The following is a 22,501-nucleotide window of genomic DNA, read 5'->3' as shown; positions in this document are numbered from 1 at the left end:
AAGGCACAACCCGTTAATCAAACATGGCCGGGATCGAGCGACTTTTAGTCTGAGGCTCAAAAAAGCCTTTCAACCTCTCCGTGTAAATTCGGGTCCGTAAGGTCGCGCTCCCACCGGCGGCCATCGGGGCCGTTGATGAGTGTGACGCAAACAGATCCTCCGCCGCGACCGCCGCTGCTTGATCAGGTCATTCGCTTTCTTGTCTGGTTCACGGTGCTCGGTTTTATCGCCACGCCGCTTGTCGTGCTGACGATGACGTACGGGCACGTGCTCGGCTCGGTCGCCGGTCGCAACAATGACAGGTTTCAGCAGATTCTGGAGCAGGCCGGTCCCCGCGACGAGCCGGCATCGAAGCCAGGCATCGTCACTTCGGTGTTGGATAAGGAACGCGGGCGGCAGATCGCGAGGCTCAGGGCGCTGACCGGCAGGCCGGAAATGGCCTCCGGCACGACAGCATCGCTTCAAATTATCGCGGTCGCATTCGACAGCACAAAGCCGGGTGGCGGGGGAACGTCGTCGCAGGCGCGACAGGCTGTCGATCAGGACGGCTATCGGATTCTGCAACTCGACCTCAAACAGGCTCCGCGCGATGCGGTCGTCATCATCGCCGATCAGCCGATCCGCTGGCGCCTGCAAGGCTTGACGCCGGGATCGGCGCCCCGCGTCGGATTTGAAGGCTATGCGGCGTTTGACGTTCTCGACGCTCAACCGGGCTCGCTGGCGGGCTTTCGGATCGGCGCGTTTGGCGCTCCCAGTTTCGCGCGCCCCGTGGACCCGACCGGCGGCGAAGTCAGCAACCGTCAGGGATTGTGTACGTCGTTGCAGAACTGGGCCGATCATTTTGGTCTGCCGTTCGATGCTATCCGCTACACTCTGTTGCTCAATCCATCCCGCATCACGCCGACTTCGGGTCTGGCACAGAGCGACGGCTCTACCGACAAAACCATGTACGCCGGCGACCTGGATCGCCTGTGCAAGCAGCGCGCGCGCCGCTGATCGAAAGGGAAAGACCATGAGTCGACAGAACGGCGATTTCGGCCGGCGAGGGATACAGCCGGCGCCGGAGGCGTCGCGGCCGATCCCGGCGTCTTCCGGCGGCGGGATGCCGCCGCTGGTCAAGCAGGTCGGCGGCATGGCGCTCGGAGTCGCACTGGCATTCGCCATCGGAGGCGCCAGTGTCTACTTCATGAAGCAGGCGGGTAAGGCGCTCGACCGGGGTTTCGTAGAAACCGCCAACGCCGGCAACCCGGCGGCGGCGATCGAGCAGGCCGGCGGCGGTGACGCGCTGTTGCAGCGGGTTCATCGCATCTGCACCGACCGCGCCGCTACGGCCGAATTGACTGCGACGCAGAGGAACGCAGCTTTCGATAGCCTCTATATCGTCGAGCACCGGGTCGTGCGCGGCGGCGCCTATGTGGCGTGCCTGACCAGGGAACAGCCGCAGCGCTTCTGTCAGAAGCCGCATCGGGATCATTTGTACGAGGCGGTTCGGCAGTATGCCAAGCTGGTCGTTCAGGCGCGTGAAGAATGGCAAATACAGGCGGGCAGCCCATCGGCAATGATTGCCGGCGGGCCGATCGATTACAAGCAAGACGCGGCCGGCATGCCCAGCGCCCGGATCGATCCGCAACTCAAGGAAGGACTGGTCGCGCTCGAAGCCGACGGTTACATCCCGGCCAGCGATGTTGCCCGGCTCATGTCGAACCGAACGCCGGGCGTCTTCGGAAGTCCGCCGCCGCCGCGCGGGATGCCCGCGATGCCTGTCGTAGGCCCTGCTCAACCCAGCAAGAACGCATGCGGATGAGCATGCTCGAACAAGGCTTGCCTTCGGGCTTCTTCACCCGCTGGCGCGCGGTGGCCACGGGTCTGGCCGTCGGCGGCATCGCGATGGTCGGTTTCGGTGTTTTCGCTCGCGTGGAGAGATACATGTCCGAGCCGAAGACGGCGCCGGCCTGCTACGGCCGCCAGCACGTCGCTGGAACGAAAGCCATTCCCTCGCGCGGCTCGCGCGACCGCGGCGGGCGCTCGATCGATGATCGTATCGCCAACTTTGATCCCGACAAGATTACGCTGGCTTTGCGTGTCTGTACGCCGCAGTCCTGCCCGAAAGACGCCTTGAAGGAATACCGCTCGGCGATGTTCTGGTATCTGTCCTCGCGCTTGCAGCACACCTCGAATCTGTACCGCGACTATGGCGATTTGGGTTTGTTGCGTGCGCGCGAAATCTTCCGTGATCCGATCGACGCCAGGGTGGAACAAGGCCTGCGCGAACGCTACGCCGCCGGAATCTTCCGCCTCAACGATTTCCGGCAGAATCATGCGGCGGTCTCGATCATCGTGCTCAAGGGCGGCGATGCCTTGCGCCCGTGCAGAATTGGTGAGCCGGCCGAGGAGGACGACTAGGTCGCGCCGCGCTGCCGTGTTGCCGGCACGCGCACGGCAAAACAAGGTACCAGCCCCCGGTTAGGGCCTGCTGTCCCGGCCGTGGCGCGCATGGTCATTGGTCCTGGCTCGTGCAATATCCGCTGTTGAGGAACAGGCTGACTATCACTAGCTTAGGCTCAAGCCAGATCAGCGCCCTCACGGTGGAAACGCAGGAGACACAACAATGTCCGGCTCGTCCGACGATCAACTGGGCTTTGCGCCCGACTACGATTCCGCGGTCCCCTATATGCAGCGGACCCGCGATTATTACGCGGCGATCGGCTACACCACGGCGTACCGCTGGGCGCATTACGTCGATGCGCCATTCCAGCCGCTGAAAAAGCCGCTGGCGCAATCGCGGGTGACCATCGTTACGACCGCCGCGCAATATGATCCCGCCAAGGGCGATCAGGGTCCGGGTGCGGCGTATAACGGCGGCGCAAAATTCTACACGGTCTATGACGGCGATACTTCGAAACAGCACGATCTGCGGATCTCGCATATCGGCTATGACCGCAAGCACACGTCAGCAACCGACAGCGGCACCTGGTTTCCGCTGCCGCAGCTTCTGAAGGCGCAGGCCGCGGGGCGGATCGGCGAGGTGGCGCCGCGCTTCTTCGGCGCGCCGACCAATCGCAGCCATCGCGTCACCATCGACACCGACGCGCCGGAGATTCTTGAGCGTTGCCTCGCCGACAAGGTCGATGTCGCCGTGCTGGTGCCGAACTGTCCGGTGTGCCACCAGACTTCGGCTTTGGTCGCGCGCCATCTCGAAGCCAACGGCATCGCCACCGTCGTGATGGGCTGTGCCAAGGATATCGTCGAGCACGCGGCCGTGCCGCGCTTCCTGTTTTCGGACTTTCCGCTCGGGAACTCCGCCGGCAAGCCGCAGGATGTGGCCTCGCAGGCGCAGACGCTCGAACTGGCGCTGCGCCTATTGGAAACCGCGTCCGGCGCGCGCACCACGATGCAATCGCCGCTGCGCTGGAGCGACGATGCCTCCTGGAAGCTCGACTACAACAACATCGCGCAGATGAGCCCGGAAGAACTGGCACGGCGTCGCGCCGAGTTCGACAAGCAGAAAGAAATCGCGCGCGGCAACCGCGCGGCGTGAGGCTCTACTTCCCTTCTCCCCTTGTGGGAGAAGGTGGCGCGAAGCGCCGGATGAGGGGTCTCTATCCTCATCTCGAAATGTTGCCGTGAGGAGAGAACCCCTCACCCGTCACGAACGCGCTCTCGCGCGTCCGTGCCACCCTCTCCCACAAGGGGAGAGGGGAGAAGAGCCAGGGGAGAGAGCAGACGTGACCCGACCCTTCGAAGGCGTGAAGATTCTCGACTTCACGCAGGTGCTGGCCGGCCCCTATGCGAGCTACCAGCTCGCGCTGCTCGGCGCCGATGTCATCAAGGTGGAGCGGCGCGAGGGCGAGGACATGCGCCGCACGCCGCTCTCCCGCGAATGGGCCGAGCGCGGTCTCGCGCCCGGCTGGCAGGCGATCAACGGCAACAAGCGCAGCCTGACGCTCGACCTGCAAAAGCCGGAAGCGATCGCGATCGTCAAGCAGCTCGCGGCGCAAGCCGACGTGGTGATGGAGAATTTCCGTCCCGGCGTGATGGACAAGCTCGGAATCGGCTATGCGGCGCTCTCGGCGATCAATCCACGGCTGATTTATTGCGCGATTTCGGGCTTTGGCCAGACCGGCCCGGCGCGGCTTGGCGCCGGCTATGACGGCAAGATCCAGGCTCTATCAGGCATCATGTCCATTACGGGCCATGCCGAGACCGGACCGACCCGCGCCGGCTTTGCGGTCTGCGACGTCTTGTCCGGCTCGACCGCGGCGTTCGGTGTCTCCAGTGCGCTGTTCCAGCGCACCCATACCGGCAAGGGACAGATGGTCGACGTCTCCATGCTGGAGGCGACGCTGGCGTTTCTTTCAGGTCAGGTGGCGGATTACGCGGTCGCCGGCCATCGCCAGCAACTGTCAGGCAATCAGGCCGTCAGCCGCCGGCCGACCGCCAACCTGTTCAAGGCTGGCGAAGGATATTTGCTGCTCGCCGTCAACAGCGAGAAGCAATATCAGTCGCTGATGAAGGCGCTCGGCCGCGCTGATGCGCTGGAGGACCCGCGCTTCGTCGACTGGTTCGCGCGGCAGGAAAACGAGCCGGCGCTACGAGCCATCATCGAGGACGCGCTATCGAAAAAAGATCCCCGCGAGTGGGAGACCATCCTGGAAGCTGCCGGCGCGCCCTGCGCCAGCATCTGGAAGGTCGAGGAAGTGATCGATCATCCGCAGATCGCGGCGCGCGCCGCCATTCAGGAGATCGACACGCCCTATGGCCGGCTTCGTTTCGCCGGCAGCGGATTTCAGCTCGCCCATGGCGGTGGCAAGCTCGACCGCATGGCGCCCGAACTCAGCGCCCATACCGACGAGGTGCTGGCCTCGCTCGGCTACGATGCGGCCGCGATCGCAGATTTGCGCGCGCGCGAAATCGTTTAGGTGGCGGCCTCGATGATGATGAAGTCGGCATCCGCGTTCGCCTGGCGGATCGCCTTTGCCTTCTGATATTCGTCGCTGCGGTAGCAGGCGGTCGCCGTCGCGAAATCGGCGAACTCGACGACGACGTTGCGTTCCCGCGCCTGTCCCTCCATCAGTTCGAACGCGCCGCCGCGTACGACAAACCGGGCGCCGAATTTTTCGAGGGCCGGACGCGCTGCGGCGAGATAATCCGGGTATTGCGCTGGCTGATGAACGCTGACACGCACGATCCAGTATGCTTTGGGCATGGTAGTTTCTCCGTCCCAGGGGTTAAGCGGCTGCAGCGATGAGAACTCAGATCAGTCCGGTTGACTTGGTCGGCCGCGCGTAGCGCTTGGCGGAAAGGCGTACCTGTTCGTCGATGTAGCTTCTCGCGATACCGATATCTCTCAGCGAGTAGTCGCTCAGGCTGTGCAGTTCCGAGGCCGCCAGCCGCTGCTGCCGCCAACGCCAAAGTCTGGCGCAGACCGTTCGCAGGGCACGAAAGGCGTCCGCGGCAAGAGAGCCTGTGTTGAGTCGAGCCGGCTTCATGATGGTGATCAGCATGGTCGCGTCTCTTTCGGAGTTTGCGCCGGTGGTGGCGTCGGGGTCACTGATGGTGATTGGGATGGTGCGTTCGGCTGCCTTCACGCGCCGGCATGAGGGTGTCGCGCAAGGCGAACGCGGTGCGGACCACCGACACCAGCACGCGCACGCCGCGCACTGCCCGCGTGAACGTTCGAACGACAGCGTCACCGATCGCCGCGGCCCGAGCGGTCCGCGCCTCTCGGGCGATCCGCTCTGTCAGCAAGAGAAACTCGGCTGGCGAGGCCCGGCGGATGTCGGACGGGCAGCCCTGCATTCCATGTCCTGCTGGCATCGTGACCTCCATCGATCGCGATTGGCGCCTCCATACTTCCGGGCGTTGCGACGGGGTCTCTTTACGACGTGGCGATGATCACATAAAATGAATAATAAAGATGATTATGATCCCGTGGAGAGATGTATGGATCTGTCCGATTTGAAGATTTTCAGCGCGGTTGTCCGCGAGGGTGGCGTGACGCGGGCCGCGGAGCATTTGCATCGCGTTCAATCCAATGTCACGACGCGCATCCAGCAGCTCGAGGACGACATCGGCGTTCCGCTCTTTATTCGCGAGGGCAAGCGCCTGCATCTTTCACCGGCGGGGCAGGTGCTGCTCGACTACGCGGACCAGCTGCTCGCGCTGGCCGACGAGGCGCGCAACGCGGTGCAGGATCCGAGGCCACGCGGAATCTTTCGGCTGGGGGCGATGGAGAGCACCGCGGCCGTCCGCTTGCCGGGACCGGTCAGCGAGTATCATCGCCTTTATCCGGAAGTGGAGCTCGAACTTCGCACCGGCAATCCCCCGACGCTTTCAAAGGCGATCCTGGCCGGCGAGCTCGATGCTGCGCTGGTGACGTTGCCGATTGCGGATGCGTTGTTTGAAAAGGTTGCGGTGTTCGAGGAAGAACCCGTGATCGTGTCCGCTGCCGGCACGCCGGCGATCGGCCAAGGCAGGAGTAAAGGCAAGGACAAAGGCAAGAAGGAGTATTTCCCGCGAACCATCATTGCCTTCGAGCATGGTTGTCCGCATCGCAAACGGCTGGAGGATTGGTACGCGCTTCGCGACCAGATGCCGGAGCGCACGATTGAGCTCGGCTCCTATCACGCGATGCTCGGATGCGTCGCTGCAGGAATGGGCGTCGCGCTGCTGCCCAAAAGTGTTCTCACCACGTTTCCGGAGAGCAAACGCTTGCGGGTGCACCGGTTGCCGCCGGGCGAGAACAGGGCGGATACCTACCTGATCTGGCGCAAGGGCGCGGGTTCGCCGAAGATTCAGGCGCTGCGCGACTTGCTGGGTGAGCATCCTGCGGGCAAACGCACGAGCTAGGATGTCGCTTCGCCAAACTTCGTCACGGCGAGCGCTGCAGAAAGGGAGAAGGCCCCAGCCTTCGGCTGAGGCCTTCTTGCGATGGCCGTCAGCTTACAGATAGCGACCGCAGACGTAGATGCGACGCGGTCCGAAGTCGGACCACACCGTCTTCCAGCAGCTTCCGCCGATGTAGAACGATCCGAAGTGATGATGACCGTGGTGATGATGGCCGTGATGGTGATGATGGCCATGACCGTGATGATGATGACCATGATGATGGCCGTGATGGCCATGACCGTGATGCCCACCATGACCGTGGCCACCCTTACCACCGGCCGAAGCCGGGGCAACAGCAGCAGCGGTCAGAGCGATCGCGGCAGCAGCTGCAAGAGCGATTTTACGGAACATAGTTGTAGTCTCCATTGTGCTAGGCGTGATTGCCTGATGCGTTTATGAGACGCGTCGCCCGCGAAAATAGTTCGAAAGATTTTTCTGAACGGGTGTTCAGGAAGTGCTTATAAACACTGGATTTCTTGAATTTCGCGCCGATCGAACGTGATCTGGATCACGGACGAAATCAGGCAGGCGTGCTGCTCGTCAGCACCTTGACGCCGCCGAGCGCGGTGACGCGTCCGTTGCGCAGCATCACGATCTGCGTTGCGAGCTGGCGCAGCTCCGCGGCATCGTGGCTGACATAGACCATCGGGATGCCTTCGTCGCGCAGTCGGATCAGATAGGGCAGGATTTCGATCTTGCGTCCCTCATCAAGCGATCCCAGCGGTTCATCGAGCAGCAGCAATCGAGGCTTCGACAACAGCGCGCGGCCGAGCGCGACGCGCTGACGCTCGCCGCCGGAGAGTTTTCCGGGCCGGCGATCCAGCAAGCCGCCGATGTCGAGCAGGTCGGTGATGCGCGCATGCTGCGCCGGATCCTCGGCGAGGCTGTTCATGCGCCGGCCGTAGTCGAGATTTTGCCGCACGTCGAGATGCGGAAACAGCCGGGCATCCTGGAACACGTAGCCGATGCGGCGGCGGTGCGGCGGCACGTGCGCGCCCGTCGAGGTGTCGTCGAGCGTTTCGCCGTCGAGAATGATGACGCCGCGGTCGGGCCGCAGCAAGCCCGCGATCATGTTGATCAGCGAGGTCTTGCCGGCGCCGGACGCGCCGAACAGGCCGGTGACGCGGCCCTCGCTGGTGAAGGAGGCTTCCAGCGAGAACTCGCCAAGCTGCTTTGTGACCTCGACGCGCAGCATGGTCAGTTCCCGTGCAGGCGCTGCGTGGCGCGCCGTGCGAACCACTCGGATGCGATCAGCGCGCCCATCGCGATCACGATGGAGATCAGCACCAGCCGCCCCGCCGCGCGGTCGCCGTCGGGCGTCTGGATCAGCGAATAGATCGCCGAGGAAATCGTCTGGGTCTCGCCGGGAATATTCGAGACGAACGTAATGGTGGCGCCGAACTCGCCGATCGCCTTGGCAAAGCCGAGCACCATGCCGGCCAGGATGCCCGGCAGCGCCAACGGCAGGGTCACGGTGGCAAACACCTGCCACGGTGCCGCGCCGAGCGTGCTCGATGCCTGTTCCAGCCGCCGGTCGATCGCCTCGATCGACAGCCGGATCGGCCGCACCAGAAGCGGAAACGACATCACGCCGCAGGCCAGCGCAGCTCCGGTCCAGCGAAACGCGAACACGATGCCGAGATTGTCGGCCAGCCACGCGCCGACCATGCCGCGGCGGCCGAAGGTGAGCAGCAGCAGATAGCCTGTGACGACCGGCGGCAGCACCAGCGGCAGATGGACCAGTGCGTCGAGAATGGATTTGCCCCAGAAATTGTGCCGCGCCAGCAGCCACGCCAGCGCGATGCCGAACGGCGTCGCCACCAGCGTTGCGATGATGGCGACCCGCAGTGAGAGCAGGATCGCCGTCCATTCCGTCGGCGAGATATCGAACATCAGGTCGAGGGACTGACCAGGAACTTGAAGCCGTATTTTTCAAGGATGTTCTTGGCCGCGGTCGAGCGCAGGAAGGCAAGATAATCCGACGTCTCCGGCCTGGCGGTCGTGGTCGCTGCGACCGGATAAATGATCGCGGGATGGGAATCGCCCGGGAAGGTACCGACGACCTTGACGCCGGGCTCGACCCTGGCGTCGGTGGAGTAGACGATGCCAAGTGTGGCTTCACCGCGCGCCACCAGCGTCAGCGCCGCGCGCACGCTGTCGGCCATCGCGAATTTCGGCTCGGCCGCCTGCCAGGAGCCGAGTTTCTCCAGCGCGGCCCTGGCGTACTTTCCGGCCGGCACGGATTTGACGTCGCCGGTCGCGATCCTGCCGTCACCCGCGAGCTTGGCGAGGTCGAAGCCCGCGCCGATGCTGACATTGTCGATCTTGGAATCCTTCGGCGCGATCAGCACGATGGAATTGCCGAGCAGGTTGACCCGGGTCGGCTCGTTGATGGTTTTCTTTCCGATCGCGTAATCCATCCAGTCGGTGTCGGCGGAGATGAAGACGTCGGCCGGCGCGCCCTGTTCGATCTGTTTTGCCAGTGCCGAGCTCGCGGCATAGCTTACCGTGACCTTGACGCCGGTCCTGGCGGTATAGGCGGCGTCGATGTCGTCGAGCGCATTCTTCATCGAGGCGGCGGCGAACACCGTGATGGTCTTGTCCTGCGCCGCAGCGGGCGAATGGATCGCGCCAAACAGAATGAAAAAGGCGGCAAAAATTCCGGCGGGACGATACATGTTGGCGCTCCGTGCGAGTCTGCGGCGCGGTTGGCGCGCGCAAATCAGGCATTGGTTGGGTCAGGGATGCGACAGGCGGAAGCGCCGTTCCGGCAATCCCGATGACTTACGGTCGGTCGGGATATCGCTGACCGGAACAATAGCAGGCTGACCGGCCGGGTAAAGAGACCTCAAAGGGACTTCTCGTCTCACACCTTGGCCTATTCGGTCGGCAGGATCGCGATCGAGATCGAATTCTCCCTGGTCCCGCTGATCTGCAGCACGAACGGGTTCGCCGACAGCTCGAATTTCATGGTCTTGCGGATGCCGTCGCAGTCGGTCGCGCCGCTGTGCGCCTTCGGTTTCAGGAAGCTGCCGTTTTGCACCACGTCGACCCAGCCGCCCGAGGACAGGCTGATGCTGTAGAGGCCCGCTTTCGGCGGCGCCTTCACGCTGACGAAGCCGGCAAAGCTGCCTTCCTTCGGCGCGCGCTCCGGCGGCGTCGGCAGCCTGGCGTCCGCGGGCGCGACCATGGCGAGTGTCAGGCCCGTTGACGGCAATGTCCCGAGTTCAACGCCTGACGCAAGCGTGGCGCGATCCGGCGCGGTCAGCATCGCGCGTTCGCGCTCGATCGGCCATTTGAACTTGTCGCAGCCGCTCGGCTCTTCGGCGGCAAGAGCGGGCGCGGCGCCGAACAGCAGCGCCACCAGCAGGATTACGCGCATGTCAGTCCACCGCGATCATGACATCCGAGGCCTTGATCACAACGATGGCCTTGCCACCCGTCTTGATGCCGAGGTCATCGACGGCTTCGTTGGTGATCGAGGAGGTGATGATCTGGCCATTGCCGATATCGACGCGGACATGCGAGGTGGTCGCGCCTTTCCTGACTTCGACGACGGTGCCCTTGATCTGGTTGCGTGCACTGATGCGCATGACGGTCCTCACGAATTGATGCTGCGCGCAGCTTGGCCGCGCACAGGGTGGCTATCGGTTGAGATGTGAAGCTAAGGACCGTCGTCCAGGAAGTCCGCCCGCGCTTACGGCGTGAGGCGCTTCAACACTAGCGCATTGCGGACGAGAATGAAATGGCGGCTATTGCTTTGCATCCGGTGCGGTCAGCACCGCTTTGCAGGCCGGGGGGAGCTGCGCCATCGTCATCGGCGGCTTTGGTTTCGGCGGGATGAGCGGCGGCTTCGGATGGAGCACGGAATCCTTGAACCAGAAGGCGAGGTCGCCGGCGCTGCAGCCTTCGCCTTCGGTCGGATCGGGCTGGCTCTCGCATTCACCGGCGCCGGGCGGGCATTTGATCCGGATGTGGAAATGATAGTCGTGGCCGTACATCGGCCGCACCTTGTGCAGCCAGCTGCGATCGCCCTTGGCCTCGCGGCACAGCGCCTTCTTGATCGCGGCATTGACGAAGATGCGCTGCACCGTCGGCTCCTGCGCGGCGGCGCGGATCACCACCAGATGGCTTGGTGTGAACACTTTGGGATCGATGTCGAGCCGGTCGGAGCGCACCATCATGACCGCCGACGTTTCCTCGCGTTCGTTGCGCGAAAAGCGGCGGTTCGGCATCGGCGTCAGCCAGATGTCGGCGTCCAGCCCCACTTGATGGCTGGCATGGCCTGTCAACATCGGGCCGCCGCGCGGCTGCGACATGTCGCCGACCAGAATGCCGGGCCAGCCGGCATCCTTGTGCGCCTTGTTGGCCAGCCGCTTCACCAGCGCGACCATGTCCGGATGCCCCCAGTAGCGGTTGCGCGACAGCCGCATCACCTGCCAGGTGTCGCCGTTGATCGGCAGTCCCTCCGCGCCCGCGATGCAGCCATGGGCGTAAAAGCCGAGCACCCGCGTCGGCGCCGCCGCCGGCAGCAGCTTGCGGCCGAACAATTCCTTGGCGCCGATGTTGGGGTCGTTGGGGTTGGCCAGCGGCGGCAGCGGCTTGGGGTCGACGCTGCCCTTGTCCTGCGCCCATGCCATGCTGGCATTGGCGAGACCGATCAAGACCAGGAGCGGGATCAGAATCAGGCGGGGTGTCATCGGATCACTCTAGCTGCCCAAGACGTAACATGGAATCGGCAGCGCGGGACAACCGTGCCAATCGCAATTGTTTGATCTCCCACAGCATCTGCTCGCGGCATTTCCACGCTATCCCGGTTGCCCCGGGTTAAGATTAATTCGGACCCTTTGCGCCCGGCCGGCCCGCCGCTCTTTACAAAGGCGCGTTTCCAAAACACATCATGCCGCCATTAGAGAGTTTTCTGGGCGGCAGGGCTCATTATGAAATTTCGGTTGGGTATGCGGCTGTCATTTGCGGCCGCGATTTTCATGTCGGCATTGGCACTGAGCCCGGCACGCGCCGCTGTCGTGGTCCAGATCGATAAATCGTCCCAGCGCATGGCTGTCAGCATCGACGGCGCGACGCGGTACAGCTGGCCGGTCTCGACCGGCCGCAGCGGCTATGGCACGCCGAGCGGGATATTCCGTCCGCAATCGATGCATCGAAGTTATTTCTCGCGCAAATATTACAATTCGCCGATGCCGCACGCGATCTTCTTCTATTACGGATTCGCCATTCACGGCACCACGGATATCAAGCGGCTCGGCGGCCGCGCCTCGCATGGCTGCATCAGGCTGCACCCGTCGCATGCGGCGGCGCTGTTCGCGCTGGTCCAGCGTAACGGCCAGCGCAATACGCGGATTCAAATCAACTAGGGCCGTGACCTGGGCCGCCAGCGCGCCACTCGTTTGATGTCTTATTGCAGCTGGATGTTGGCCGACTTGATCACCGCGGCCCATCGATCGACTTCCTCCCGCATGTATTTGGATGTCTTGTCGACGGATCCGCCGAAAATATCGGCGGACAGTTTCCGCAACTGCTCCTGTACTTCGGGTTGACGCAGTACCTCGTTCACGTCGGCATTGATCTTGTCAGTGATGTTCTTCGGGGTGTCCGGCGGCGCCACGATGCCATACCAGGCGACCGCCTCGAAACCAGGCAGCGTTTCGGCGATCGTCGGCACGTCGGGCAGCGCCGGCAAGCGGGCGGGCGAGGCGACCGCCAGCAATTTCAGCTTGCCGGCCTGGACCAGCGGCAGCGAGACGCCGAGATTGTCGAACATCACGTCGACGTCGCCGGCGAGCAGGCCCTGCAATGCCGGCGCCGAACCGCGATAGGGAATATGGCGCAGTTTCACCCTGGTCATGAGTTGAAACAGTTCGGACGTCAGATGCGAGGTCGTGCCGTTGCCTTGCGTGGCGCAGGTAAGCTTGTCGGGATTGTTGCGCAGATATTCGATCAACTCGGTCACGCTCGACGCCTTGACCTTGTCCGGATTGACGATCAGCGCGTTTGGCACCTGCGCCATCACGATAACAGGCTCGAACCTGGTCGGATCGAAGCCGAGCTTCGGGTACAGGCTTTGGTTGATCACCAGCGGTGGCGGCGGTGACGAGAGCAGCGTGTAGCCGTCCGGCGCCGAACGATAGGCAGTTTCGGAGCCGATGTTTCCGGCCGCACCCGTTCGGTTCTCGATCACGACCGGCTGGCCCCATTTTCGTGACAGCCATTCCCCGACAATCCGGGGAACGGCGTCAGCGGTCCCTCCGGCGGGAAAGGGCACAACGATCTTGACAGTGCGATCCGGATAATCTCCGGCCAATGCCGGTGCGTGAACATGCGCGGATAAAGCCAGTAGCAATGGCAGCACCGCCAAATGCCGGCCGTTCGGGGCCAGAGCCGTAAAGCCGTGCATTGAAATGCTCCCGCTGTCGCTTCTCTTCCGCCGGTCTGCGCTGCCGGCGATGGCGCTTGGTGTTTCCTGCAGGGAAGGATAGCCTGAACGGACAGGCTTCCGAAGCCTTTTCGGTTTCGGAGCCGAAGGATAATACGATGCAACGAAAACGGCTCAGGGTTGTCATCGTTGGCGGTGGAATCGGCGGGTTGTTCGCGGCGAACGCGCTGATCGCGCGCGGTTTCGATGTCTCAGTCTACGAGCAGGCGTCCGCGCTCGGTGAAATCGGGGCAGGCGTGTTTCTGACGCCAAACAGTGTTCGCCAGCTGCAACGGGTGGGCCTCGGGCCATCGGTGGAGAAGTTCGGCGTCAGGGTCGGCTCCGGTTCGCATTATTTCCGTCATGACGGAGCGCCCATAGCGCCGGTTCAGGTGACCGACTCTTCCGGCTGGAACGCGACATTCGGCATGCACCGCGCCGACATGGTCGAGCTGCTGGCGGCCGCGCTGCCTGAAGGTATCGTGCGCACCGGACACCGCGGCGTTGGCCTTGAGCAAACCGGCGACGTCGCGCGTGTATCGTTTGCCAATGGCGCAACTGTCGAAGGCGACATCGTCATCGCGGCGGATGGCATCCACTCCGATCTCCGCCACTATGCCGCGCCGCCGTCGCGCCCGGTGTTTCATGGATCCGTCGCCTATCGCGGCGTGCTTCCGCATCACCTCATTCCGCACTGGCCGGCCGATCGCTGGTTGATGTGGCTCGGCAAGGCGAAACACTTTCTCACCTTTCCGGTGCGATCAGGCGAACTCATCAACTATGTCGGCTTCGTGCCGGCCGACGCGGAGATGAAGGAATCGTGGTCGGCGCCGGGTGACCCTGACATGCTCCGCCGCGAATTCGAGGGCTGGGACCCGCGGATCGGGACGCTGCTCAGCCAGGTTCAAAAAACATTCCGCTGGGCTCTGTACGATCGCGAGCCGTTGCCGGCGTGGACCAAGGGTCGGCTGACGCTGCTCGGCGATGCCGCGCACCCGATGCTGCCGCATCTCGGGCAGGGCGCCAACCAGTCGATCGAGGATGGCATGGCACTGGCGACAATTCTGGCGCGTGCCGGGCCCGTCAACGTTCCGGCGGCACTGCTGGCCTATGAGCGCCTGCGGCGCGAGCGGGTGGCGGCGGTTCAGCGCGGCGCGCGTGAGAACGGTATGCGCTACAACTCCTCCTACGCTGATCTCGGCGTACGCGACGCCGAGATAACGGCGCATGCGGCGTTTCGCAGACAGCTCTACGATCATGATGTCGTACCGGAGGCGGAAGCCGCAGCAACCGCGCTGACGCCAATCGCTGGCGCCTCACCGGCATCTTAACCCTTCGATAACCTTGCCGGTCACCGCAAGAATTTCGGACACTTGTCGCTGATCCGCGCAAGTGACGATTCTGCTTTGGGTATTTCCTGGGTAGCTGGTCGATCGCCTTGTGCGGCCATAGGTGCAACCCGGCCGTGAACCTCGCCTCGATTCAGCAACCGTACAAATACGCACCGGTCAAATCATTAATCTGTTCTGAAGCTATCGGGTGCACAATCGCAACGCAGTGTTGCTGTGTCGTCATGCCAGCGATGACCCGAGCCAGCAGATCCGTTCGACCATTACACCCGCCAAAGGACAATTCATATGCGAGCTATTCCGTTCAACGCCTTCCTTGCTGCGTCGGCTGTTCTCCTCGCGACGAGCATTCCCGCATCCGCCGAAAACGGCGTGTCGGCCGACAAGATCGTGTTTGGTCAAGCCGCGGCGCTTGACGGTCCGGCCTCGGCCTTGGGCCAGGGCATGAAGATCGGGCTGGAAGCTGCCTTCGCCGAGATCAACAAGGCCGGCGGCGTCAAGGGCCGCAAGCTCGAACTCAAGAGCGTCGACGACGGCTATGAGCCGACCAAGTCGATCGAAGCGGCCAAGAAGCTGCTGGAGGAAGACAAGGTGTTCGCGCTCGTCGGTGCGGTTGGCACCCCGACATCCGCCGCCACCCAGCCGATCGCAACGGCGGCAGGCGCGCCTTTCATCGGTGCCTTCACCGGCGCCGAATTCCTGCGCGAGCCGCACAAGCCGCTGGTGATGAATATTCGCGCCAGCTACTTCCAGGAAACCGAAGCCATGGTCGAACGGGTGACCAAGGACCTCGGCGCGACCAGGATCGCGATCATGTACCAGGACGACGCTTTCGGTCAGGCCGGCCTTGCCGGCGTCAAGAAGGCGCTCGAAAAGCGGCAGATGCAGCTTGCCGGCGAAGGCACCTTCGAACGCAACACGGTGGCCGTGAAAGCCGCGCTGCTGGCCATCAAGAAGGCCGAGCCCCAGGCCGTGATCATGATCAGCCCCTACAAGCCCGCGGCTGAGTTCATCAAGCTGGCCAAGCAGATCAAGCTCGACGCCACTTTCGTGAACATCTCCTTTGTCGGGTCCGATGCGCTTGCAAAGGAACTCGGCGCGGCCGGCACCGGCGTCGTGATCACGCAGGTCGTTCCGTTCCCGAAGGATGCGGCGATCCCGGTGGTCGGGCGCTACCATGCTTCACTCAAGGCCAGCGCGCCCGACGCGCAGCCCGGCTTCGTTTCGCTCGAGGGTTACCTCGTCGGCCGTGCGATTGCCGCAGCGCTCGAGAAGGTTGATGGCGACCTCACCCGCCAGGCCATGATCGACGCCGTGCAAAAAGCCGGCAGCCTCGATCTCGGCGGCTTCAAGCTCTCCTACAGCCCCACCAGCAACCGCGGCTCGAATGAAGTGTTCCTGACCGTGATCCAGGCGGACGGCAGCTTCAAGGCAGTCGAGCGGCTCGAGAAGACCGGATCGTAAGTTCAGAAAGCCGCGAGCACCGGGGTAACGCCCGGCTGCTCGCGGCACTATTTTATTTTGCCGTTGTTATTTGGAGTTTTGCGATGAACGCTGGCATGTCGTGGTATCGCCTCGGCCTTCGCGGTCGCTTGTTTATGGCCTTTGGCGTCGTCGCTGCGCTCACGGTGCTCGCAAGCGGCAGCGCGATCATCTCCTACGACAGCCTCGGGCGTTCGCTGGGCGCGATCTCCGAGAAGAGCCTGCCTGAGATCACGCGGGCCTCCGAGGTCGCCAGGGCCGCCGGCGACGTCGCCGCCGCGGCACCCCGTCTTCTCGCCGCGACCGATCAGGCCGAGCGCGATCACGCCTCCAAAATTTTGACCGCGGCGCGTCAGGAGCTCAAGCAGAGCATCGGCGCGCTCGCTCCCGATGACGTTGCCAAAGTCAGCAAGACCGCCGATCGCATCCTGGTCAATCTCGACCGGCTGCTGCAATCCGTCACCGAGCGCCAGACCATTGCCGCCTCGCGCGACGCGCTGGTCGCGAGCCTGCGCAAATCGCATCAGAAGCTTGCCGAAAAACTGTCGCCGATGGCCGATGACGCCGGGTTCAGCCTGACGATGGGCCTGCAGACCGCGGCCGACAACAAGGATCTGGAAGTCATTCAGAAGACGCTGTCCGCGCTGGCCGACAACGAACTGGCATCGCTGCAAGCCATTCTGGACCTGCGCGCGGAATCCAATTTGATACTGGGAATCCTGGTGGAGGCCGCCGACCTGCCGTCCGCCGATCTGCTGCCGCCGGTCAAGGACCGCTTCACGGCGACCGCAGGCCGCCTTGGCAAAGCAGCCGCGGCCTTCAAGAATCCCGAGGCGTCGAAACTGGTCGATGAGCTGGTCAAGACCGGCAAGGACGCCGGCAATATTTTCGAGCTCAAGCAACGCGAACTGGTGGCCGCGAAGGCCGGCGCCAATGTGGTGACGGAGAACCGCACGCTCGCCCAGGAGTTCGAGAAGGAAGTCGCCAGCTTGCGAAAGCGCAGCGAAGCGGGCGCTGCCACCGCGGTCCGTGAATCGGAGGCGGAGATCGGGCAGGGACGCATCATCCTGATCAGTCTTGCGCTCGTCAGCCTTTTAACGGCGCTGGTCATCGGCTGGTACTATGTCGGGCGCGGCGTCGTGCGCCGCCTGGTGCATCTGCAGAACAGCATGAAGTCGATTGCCGCGGGCGATCTGGCGACCAATATCGCGACCGGCGGCTCGGACGAAATCGCCGACATGGCGGGCGCGCTGCAGGTCTTCAAGGACAACATGCTGGAATCGAACCGGCTGCGCGCGGAACGTTCGGAATCCGAAAAACACGCGCATGCCCAGCGAAGGGCGGAAATGCAGAAACTCGCGGCCGAGTTCGAGGCCGCGGTCGGTGAGATCGTGCAGACCGTATCCTCGGCCTCAACGGAGCTGGAAGCCTCGGCGACCAGTCTGAGCCGGACCGCCGAAGAGACGCAGCAGCTCTCCGGCAGGGTGGAGGCGGCGTCTGAGGAGGCCTCCTCAAACGTCAGATCGGTCGCCGCCGCGACGGAAGAAATGACCGCCTCGGTTGCCGAAATCAGCCGCCAGGTCCAGGAGTCGAACCGGATCGCCGGCGAAGCCGTCAATCAGGCTGAAATGACCGACGCCCGCATCAACGAGCTGTCGAAGGCAGCCTTGCGGATCGGCGACGTCGTCAACCTGATCACCACGATCGCCGAACAGACCAATCTCCTGGCGCTGAACGCCACCATCGAGGCCGCGCGCGCGGGCGATTCGGGACGGGGCTTTGCGGTGGTCGCCCAGGAGGTGAAAGCGCTCGCCGCGCAGACCGCCGGGGCCACCAAGGAAATCAGCAGCCAGATTGCCGGGATGCAGGTGGCGACCCAGGAATCGGTTCTGGCGATCAAACAGATCGGCACCACCATCGGCCGGATCTCGCAAATCGCGGCGACGATCTCGACCTCGGTGGAGCAGCAAGGCGGCGCCACGCAGGAGATCGCGCGTAATGTCGAGCAGGCCGCAGTGGGCACTTCCGATGTCGCCACCAACATTGTCGATGTGAACCAGGGCGCCCGCCGGACCGGCTCCGCTTCCGCGCAGGTTCTTTCCTCGGCTCAGTCGCTGTCCGGCGAAAGCAACCGCCTCCGGCTGGAAGTCGGCAAATTCCTCGACACGGTGCGCGCGGCCTAAGCTTTTTAGACGGCTTGCACTGTGCGGCGATCAGCTCCGGCTTAACGCTTCAATAACCCTGTCGACCATTGGCGCATATTGATGCGCCAGCGCGAGATTTCGCGCATTCCGTGTGCAATCCGAATGCGTGTCGCGTGTTCTTCGTGCGCTGGTTGAGATTCTGCGTGTGCATTTGCGTTTGGTCTCGCGCGCCTGTTGCAGCAACACACGCATAGCGTGAACCAGCCTTTTTAGCGGGCACCAGAGAGCCGGGCACGGGGCGCTTCGAATCGGCAAGAGATACCATTTTTTCAGACACTTATCGGAGAACATTGCACGCAGAAGGCGGGTGAGGCGCAGCAATGCCGAAGATAAGGCCAAAGACAATCAAGAAACCAAAGCGGACCTCGATTGCTCGCCTTTTCGGTCGACCGGTAAAACCCAGCCCAAAGCTTTCAGGTAATCGCCGCCATGGCCCCGCCGAGCGCAGCGAAATCGTGCGCACGCGCGCCGAGGCGGAGGCTGCGATTGCGGACGCGCGCAAATCGCATGAACGGCTGCGCGAGGCGATCGACATCCTGCCCCAGGGCATCGTGTTTCTCGACGCCGAAGGCCGCTACATTCTCTGGAACAAGAAATATGCGGAGATCTACACCCGCAGCGCGGATCTGTTCAGGCCGGGTGCGCGGCTGGAGGACACCATCCGCGTCGGCGTCGAGCGCGGCGATTATCCGGAAGCGATTGGCCGCGAGGAGGAATGGCTCACCGAGCGTCTGACCAGGCTTCACCAGCCCGGCGATCGTCACGAGCAGACGCTGGCCGATGGCCGCGTGATCCTGATCGACGAGCGGCTCACCGAAGACGGCGGCGTCATCGGTCTGCGCGTCGATATTACCGAGCTGAAACAGCGCGAGGCGTCGTTCCGCCTGCTGTTCGACAGCAACCCGGTGCCGATGATCGTTTGTTCGCTGGATGGCGAGCGCATTCTCGGCGTCAACGACGCCGCGCTCCAGCACTATGGCTATAGCCGCTCCGAGTTCGAGCGACTGACGATCCGGAGCCTGCAGGCGTTCGATCCGGAATTGCCGTGGGCGGGCGATCGCAGCAGTGACGAACAGGCGGCACGGACCTGGAAGCATGTCAGGGCCGACGGCGCGCTGATCGATCTGGCGATCTATTCGCGCCAGCTGGTTTACGGCGACCAGCCAGCCGTGCTGCTGGCGTTGATGGACATCACCGAACGCAAACGTGCCGAAGCGCGGCTTACCTTCATGGCCCAGCACGACGGCCTGACCGGATTGCCGAACCGCACCCTGCTGCGTCAGCAGATGGACGACCTCCTGCTGCATACGCGGCGCAGCGCCGAGAAGGTGGCGGTGCTGGTGCTCGGCCTCGACAATTTCAAGGCGGTCAACGATACGCTCGGCCATGGCATCGGCGACAAGCTGCTGCGCGGCGTCGCCAAGCGCCTGCGATCGACGCTGCGCGAGGAAGACGTGCTGGCGCGCCTCAACTCCGACGAGTTCGCGATCGTCCAGAGCGGGGTGACGCGCCCCGAGGACGCCGTGCTGCTGGCCAGGCGCCTGCTGGAGGCAATCGGCGACCCCTACCTGCTCGACGGCCATTCGGTGGTGATCGGCGCCAGCATCGGCATCGCGATGTCGCCGGGCGACGGCGACGAGTCCGAGAGATTGCTGAAGAATGCCGACATGGCGCTGTCGCGCGCCAAGAACGAGTTCCGTGGCACGTTCAGCTTCTTCGAAGCCGAAATGGACGCCCGCGCCCAGTCCCGCCGCAGGATCGAGATCGAGCTGCGCCACGCGATCGAGAACGATTTGCTGCGGCCGCATTATCAGCCGCTGGTCGATCTTTCGACCGGTCGCGTCACCGGCTTCGAGGCGCTGGTGCGCTGGCCGCATCCCGAACGCGGCATGGTCTCGCCCGGCGAGTTCATCCCCGTTGCCGAAGAGACCGGCCTGATCAACGCCGTCGGCGGCTTGATGCTGCGCCGCGCCTGCATGGATGCGGCGCAATGGCCCGACGACGTCCGCGTCGCGGTCAACCTGTCGCCGCTGCAGTTCCGCGTCGGCAATCTGCTGTCGATGGTGATGGAAACGTTGAAACAAACCGGTCTGGCGGCGACGCGGCTCGAACTCGAGATCACCGAGACACTGGTGCTGGAAAAGAGCAGCCAGGTGCTGGCGACACTGCATGCGCTGCGCTCGCTCGGCGTCCGCATCTCGATGGACGATTTCGGCACCGGCTATTCCAGCCTGAGTTATCTCCGCAGCTTTCCGTTCGACAAGATCAAGATCGACCAGTCGTTCGTGCGCGATCTCGGCTCCAACCGTGACGCGCAGGCGATCGTGCGTTCGATCATCAGCCTCGGCAAGGGCCTCGGCGTCACCATCACCGCCGAAGGCGTCGAGACCGAAGCCGAACTGAGCTGCCTGCGCAACGAAGGCTGCCACGAAGGCCAGGGTTTCCTGTTCAGCCGCGCGCGGCCGAACGCCGAGATCGTCAGCCTGTTGAAGGCGCAGCGCGGCGAGGAAGCCGGCGGGGATGCGGCGCTGGTGGCGTAGCTCAACCGTTCCGTCGTCGCCCCGGCCTTGCGCCGGGGCCCATACGCCGCGGCCCATCGGCTAGAGCGCTGGCGTTAGAGACTTTCCGCAAAACGACCGCCGCGGCGTATGGGTCCCGGCGTTCGCCGGGACGACGCGTTGATGGAATTTGGAACGCAGCGGAGAGTCATTTCGTCCCACCGCCCTTCCGCTTGCCCAGATGATACGTCAGCAAGTTCGTAGGATCGGTAGAGCGAAGCGAAACCCATCATTTCACCCCGTGCAAGCATTGATGGGTATCGCTTCGCTCCACCCATCCTACGCGCCCCGGAATGACTGCGACAAATTAACTCGACGGGCAAATCAGTTCTGATTTACGGAAATTGTGTCAAGCCCTAAAATAAAAAATATTTCTGTTTACCAGAAGGGAAATCAGGTGCATATGTTTGCCCATCCCGTCCCACTCAGAGGGCGTCGGCCGTCGTCACGGACGTTGGACGGGTTGCGGTGGACGCTGGTTTACGCCTCGACGACGGCGCGGACTAAGCGTACGGCAAAACCGTGTGGTCCTGGCGCCCGTTGCAGGTGTCAAGCTGTCGGGTAGGCGAGAGCTGAACGGCAGCGACGGAGTCAACCAAGAACTCGTCTCCGGGGAGAGCACGGCATAAGCCGTAAAGCCATTGCGCAGGGAAGGCCGGGTGTTCTCCGCTGCCCTGTATGCTCGTGTGCACCTTGTTTTGTGCAAACCGCACGCGAGACCGCGGGTGCAGCGCGCACCCGGTCTTCCCTGCGCCCTCTCATTGGAGGGCAAGGAGATTGAATGGCAAAGCTCGGGTGCTGTGCGCCGCGAGAATGCTGAACTGCGTTTGGATGACGGTGCAACAGCAAACACCGCCGTCGTCCCGGCCTTGAGCTCAGATGCGCAATTGCGCATCGGGGGACCCATAACCACAGGAAGAAGTTATGCGAAAGGTCTCTGCGACCAAGTCTTCATCGAGAGATCACGCGGTATGGGTCCCGGCTCAAGGCCGGGACGACGCGCGGAACGAGCGTTGTGCGTCCTCACAATGACGGCGAGTTACTTCGCACCGTTCTTCCGCTTCCCCAAATGATACGTCAGCGCCAGCGCCACGCAGTGGCGCAACTCGGCCTCGGGCACCTTATCCTCCGCGCCAAGAAGGATGGCCCGGTTTCCTTCGTAACGCAGCTCCGGATAGAGCTCGCGAAACGTCTCGACCAGATTGGTCTGGCAATGGAAGTAAACCGCGTACTGGCCGGCCTCAGCCTTGACCTGGTCGATCCGGATCGTGCTGCCGCTTTTGGTCTCCGCCGTGAGATAGCTCGGCTGCCCCCATTTCAACGTCTCTTCCAGCGCGCCGACGCCCTTGGTGGTTTTCGCGGTATCGAAGATGAGCCGGCGCAGCGCCAGCAATCTGGCTTTGACCGGTTTCGGATAGGCATTGAAGACGGCTTCGACGGCGGGGGCCGAAGCTGCCACGGGTAGTCTCTTTGCGGTGCCGCTCTTTGCCGTGGTCTTCATCGCGGTCGTCCGAATATCCGAGCATGCCATTGCTGAAACAGGATAGGGCAGTTGGTCGACGAGCGGAAGCCGCGCCAGAGCCGTTC

At 63.4% G+C, this 22,501-nt stretch carries 23 protein-coding genes; 11 read left to right on the top strand and 12 right to left on the bottom strand.

All coding sequences use genetic code 11. The features are described from left to right. Window positions 1-135: 135 nt before the first annotated feature. The 5 genes from JQ600_RS18285 to JQ600_RS18265 all read left to right on the top strand — a co-directional run bounded on the left by JQ600_RS18285 (window position 136) and on the right by JQ600_RS18265 (window position 4,919). Window positions 136-996 (top strand): hypothetical protein, encoded by an 861-nt coding sequence (locus JQ600_RS18285; RefSeq protein WP_212386659.1) that lies wholly within the window; start codon window positions 136-138, stop codon window positions 994-996. A 16-nt stretch (window positions 997-1,012) separates the two neighbouring features. Then, window positions 1,013-1,804 (top strand): hypothetical protein, encoded by a 792-nt coding sequence (locus JQ600_RS18280; protein ID WP_212386660.1) that lies wholly within the window; start codon window positions 1,013-1,015, stop codon window positions 1,802-1,804. Further along, the gene (locus tag JQ600_RS18275) at window positions 1,801-2,403 is read left to right on the top strand and encodes a hypothetical protein (RefSeq protein WP_212386661.1); all 603 of its coding nucleotides are present in this window, start codon (window positions 1,801-1,803) and stop codon (window positions 2,401-2,403) included. The genes JQ600_RS18280 and JQ600_RS18275 overlap by 4 nt, the downstream gene beginning before the upstream one ends. Window positions 2,404-2,608: 205 nt before the next feature. Beyond that, the gene (locus JQ600_RS18270) at window positions 2,609-3,538 is read left to right on the top strand and encodes a glycine/sarcosine/betaine reductase selenoprotein B family protein (RefSeq protein ID WP_212386662.1); all 930 of its coding nucleotides are present in this window, start codon (window positions 2,609-2,611) and stop codon (window positions 3,536-3,538) included. Between the two features lie 187 nt (window positions 3,539-3,725). Beyond that, the gene (locus JQ600_RS18265) at window positions 3,726-4,919 is read left to right on the top strand and encodes a CaiB/BaiF CoA-transferase family protein (protein ID WP_212490002.1); all 1,194 of its coding nucleotides are present in this window, start codon (window positions 3,726-3,728) and stop codon (window positions 4,917-4,919) included. Here the strand turns inward: JQ600_RS18265 and JQ600_RS18260 are convergent. Genes JQ600_RS18260 through JQ600_RS18250 form a run of 3 tightly spaced genes read right to left on the bottom strand, consistent with a single transcriptional unit; the run spans window position 4,916 to window position 5,817 of the window. Next, window positions 4,916-5,206 carry a DUF1330 domain-containing protein gene (locus tag JQ600_RS18260; RefSeq protein WP_212386667.1) on the bottom strand — a complete coding sequence of 97 codons (291 nt, stop codon included), beginning with the start codon at window positions 5,204-5,206 and terminating at the stop codon, window positions 4,916-4,918. The two genes, JQ600_RS18265 and JQ600_RS18260, sit on opposite strands and share 4 nt — an antisense overlap. A gap of 46 nt (window positions 5,207-5,252) precedes the next feature. Then, window positions 5,253-5,504 carry a DUF1127 domain-containing protein gene (locus JQ600_RS18255; RefSeq protein WP_212265787.1) on the bottom strand — a complete coding sequence of 84 codons (252 nt, stop codon included), beginning with the start codon at window positions 5,502-5,504 and terminating at the stop codon, window positions 5,253-5,255. Window positions 5,505-5,547: 43 nt separating this feature from the next. Further along, window positions 5,548-5,817 carry a hypothetical protein gene (locus JQ600_RS18250; protein ID WP_212386668.1) on the bottom strand — a complete coding sequence of 90 codons (270 nt, stop codon included), beginning with the start codon at window positions 5,815-5,817 and terminating at the stop codon, window positions 5,548-5,550. 126 nt (window positions 5,818-5,943) lie between these two features. Between JQ600_RS18250 and JQ600_RS18245 the strand changes: the two genes are divergently transcribed. Then, window positions 5,944-6,849: a LysR family transcriptional regulator gene (locus JQ600_RS18245; protein WP_212386669.1), complete on the top strand. Its 906-nt coding sequence runs from the start codon at window positions 5,944-5,946 to the stop codon at window positions 6,847-6,849. Here the strand turns inward: JQ600_RS18245 and JQ600_RS18240 are convergent. The 7 genes from JQ600_RS18240 to mepA all read right to left on the bottom strand — a co-directional run bounded on the left by JQ600_RS18240 (window position 6,846) and on the right by mepA (window position 11,588). Continuing rightward, on the bottom strand, window positions 6,846-7,142 hold the full coding sequence (locus JQ600_RS18240; RefSeq protein WP_212466341.1) for a hypothetical protein: 297 nt from the start codon (window positions 7,140-7,142) through the stop codon (window positions 6,846-6,848). The two genes, JQ600_RS18245 and JQ600_RS18240, sit on opposite strands and share 4 nt — an antisense overlap. A gap of 266 nt (window positions 7,143-7,408) precedes the next feature. Beyond that, window positions 7,409-8,083 carry a molybdenum ABC transporter ATP-binding protein gene (modC, locus tag JQ600_RS18235; RefSeq protein WP_212265791.1) on the bottom strand — a complete coding sequence of 225 codons (675 nt, stop codon included), beginning with the start codon at window positions 8,081-8,083 and terminating at the stop codon, window positions 7,409-7,411. Between the two features lie 2 nt (window positions 8,084-8,085). Next, window positions 8,086-8,781, bottom strand: a complete 696-nt coding sequence (modB, locus tag JQ600_RS18230; protein ID WP_192739217.1) for a molybdate ABC transporter permease subunit — start codon at window positions 8,779-8,781, stop codon at window positions 8,086-8,088. Then, entirely contained in the window at window positions 8,781-9,566 is a 786-nt protein-coding gene (gene modA / locus JQ600_RS18225) for a molybdate ABC transporter substrate-binding protein (protein ID WP_212386672.1), read from the bottom strand. The genes modB and modA overlap by 1 nt, the downstream gene beginning before the upstream one ends. Before the next feature lie 200 nt (window positions 9,567-9,766). Continuing rightward, on the bottom strand, window positions 9,767-10,270 hold the full coding sequence (locus tag JQ600_RS18220) for a hypothetical protein (protein WP_212386673.1): 504 nt from the start codon (window positions 10,268-10,270) through the stop codon (window positions 9,767-9,769). A 1-nt stretch (window position 10,271) separates the two neighbouring features. After that, the gene (locus JQ600_RS18215; RefSeq protein ID WP_212265795.1) at window positions 10,272-10,481 is read right to left on the bottom strand and encodes a molybdopterin-binding protein; all 210 of its coding nucleotides are present in this window, start codon (window positions 10,479-10,481) and stop codon (window positions 10,272-10,274) included. A gap of 159 nt (window positions 10,482-10,640) precedes the next feature. Next, complete coding sequence (mepA, locus tag JQ600_RS18210; protein WP_212386675.1) at window positions 10,641-11,588, bottom strand: penicillin-insensitive murein endopeptidase; 948 nt, start codon at window positions 11,586-11,588, stop codon at window positions 10,641-10,643. A 240-nt stretch (window positions 11,589-11,828) separates the two neighbouring features. Between mepA and JQ600_RS18205 the strand changes: the two genes are divergently transcribed. Beyond that, a complete protein-coding gene (locus JQ600_RS18205; protein WP_212386677.1) occupies window positions 11,829-12,263 on the top strand; it encodes a L,D-transpeptidase in 435 nt (144 codons plus the stop codon). A gap of 41 nt (window positions 12,264-12,304) precedes the next feature. Here JQ600_RS18205 and JQ600_RS18200 read toward each other — a convergent pair whose 3' ends face one another. After that, a complete protein-coding gene (locus tag JQ600_RS18200) occupies window positions 12,305-13,303 on the bottom strand; it encodes a tripartite tricarboxylate transporter substrate binding protein (protein WP_212386679.1) in 999 nt (332 codons plus the stop codon). Between the two features lie 137 nt (window positions 13,304-13,440). On the opposite strand from JQ600_RS18200, the gene JQ600_RS18195 reads away from it, so the two are divergent. The 4 genes from JQ600_RS18195 to JQ600_RS18180 all read left to right on the top strand — a co-directional run bounded on the left by JQ600_RS18195 (window position 13,441) and on the right by JQ600_RS18180 (window position 20,896). Further along, on the top strand, window positions 13,441-14,652 hold the full coding sequence (locus JQ600_RS18195) for an FAD-dependent monooxygenase (protein ID WP_212386681.1): 1,212 nt from the start codon (window positions 13,441-13,443) through the stop codon (window positions 14,650-14,652). Window positions 14,653-14,958: 306 nt separating this feature from the next. Next, complete coding sequence (locus tag JQ600_RS18190) at window positions 14,959-16,134, top strand: ABC transporter substrate-binding protein (protein ID WP_212386688.1); 1,176 nt, start codon at window positions 14,959-14,961, stop codon at window positions 16,132-16,134. Between the two features lie 83 nt (window positions 16,135-16,217). Beyond that, window positions 16,218-18,335, top strand: a complete 2,118-nt coding sequence (locus JQ600_RS18185) for a methyl-accepting chemotaxis protein (RefSeq protein WP_249135965.1) — start codon at window positions 16,218-16,220, stop codon at window positions 18,333-18,335. Between the two features lie 341 nt (window positions 18,336-18,676). Continuing rightward, the gene (locus JQ600_RS18180; protein WP_212386690.1) at window positions 18,677-20,896 is read left to right on the top strand and encodes a bifunctional diguanylate cyclase/phosphodiesterase; all 2,220 of its coding nucleotides are present in this window, start codon (window positions 18,677-18,679) and stop codon (window positions 20,894-20,896) included. A 1,057-nt stretch (window positions 20,897-21,953) separates the two neighbouring features. On the opposite strand, the gene JQ600_RS18175 is transcribed toward JQ600_RS18180, so the two are convergent. Next, window positions 21,954-22,373, bottom strand: a complete 420-nt coding sequence (locus JQ600_RS18175; protein WP_312017257.1) for a DUF1801 domain-containing protein — start codon at window positions 22,371-22,373, stop codon at window positions 21,954-21,956. Between the last annotated feature and the right edge of the window lie 128 nt (window positions 22,374-22,501).

Source organism: Bradyrhizobium sp. AUGA SZCCT0176, assembly GCF_018130145.1.
Classification (GTDB): Bacteria; Pseudomonadota; Alphaproteobacteria; order Rhizobiales; family Xanthobacteraceae; genus Bradyrhizobium.
The sequence above is the reverse complement of the archived record's forward strand: the minus strand, read 5'-3'. Positions and strand labels throughout refer to the sequence as shown.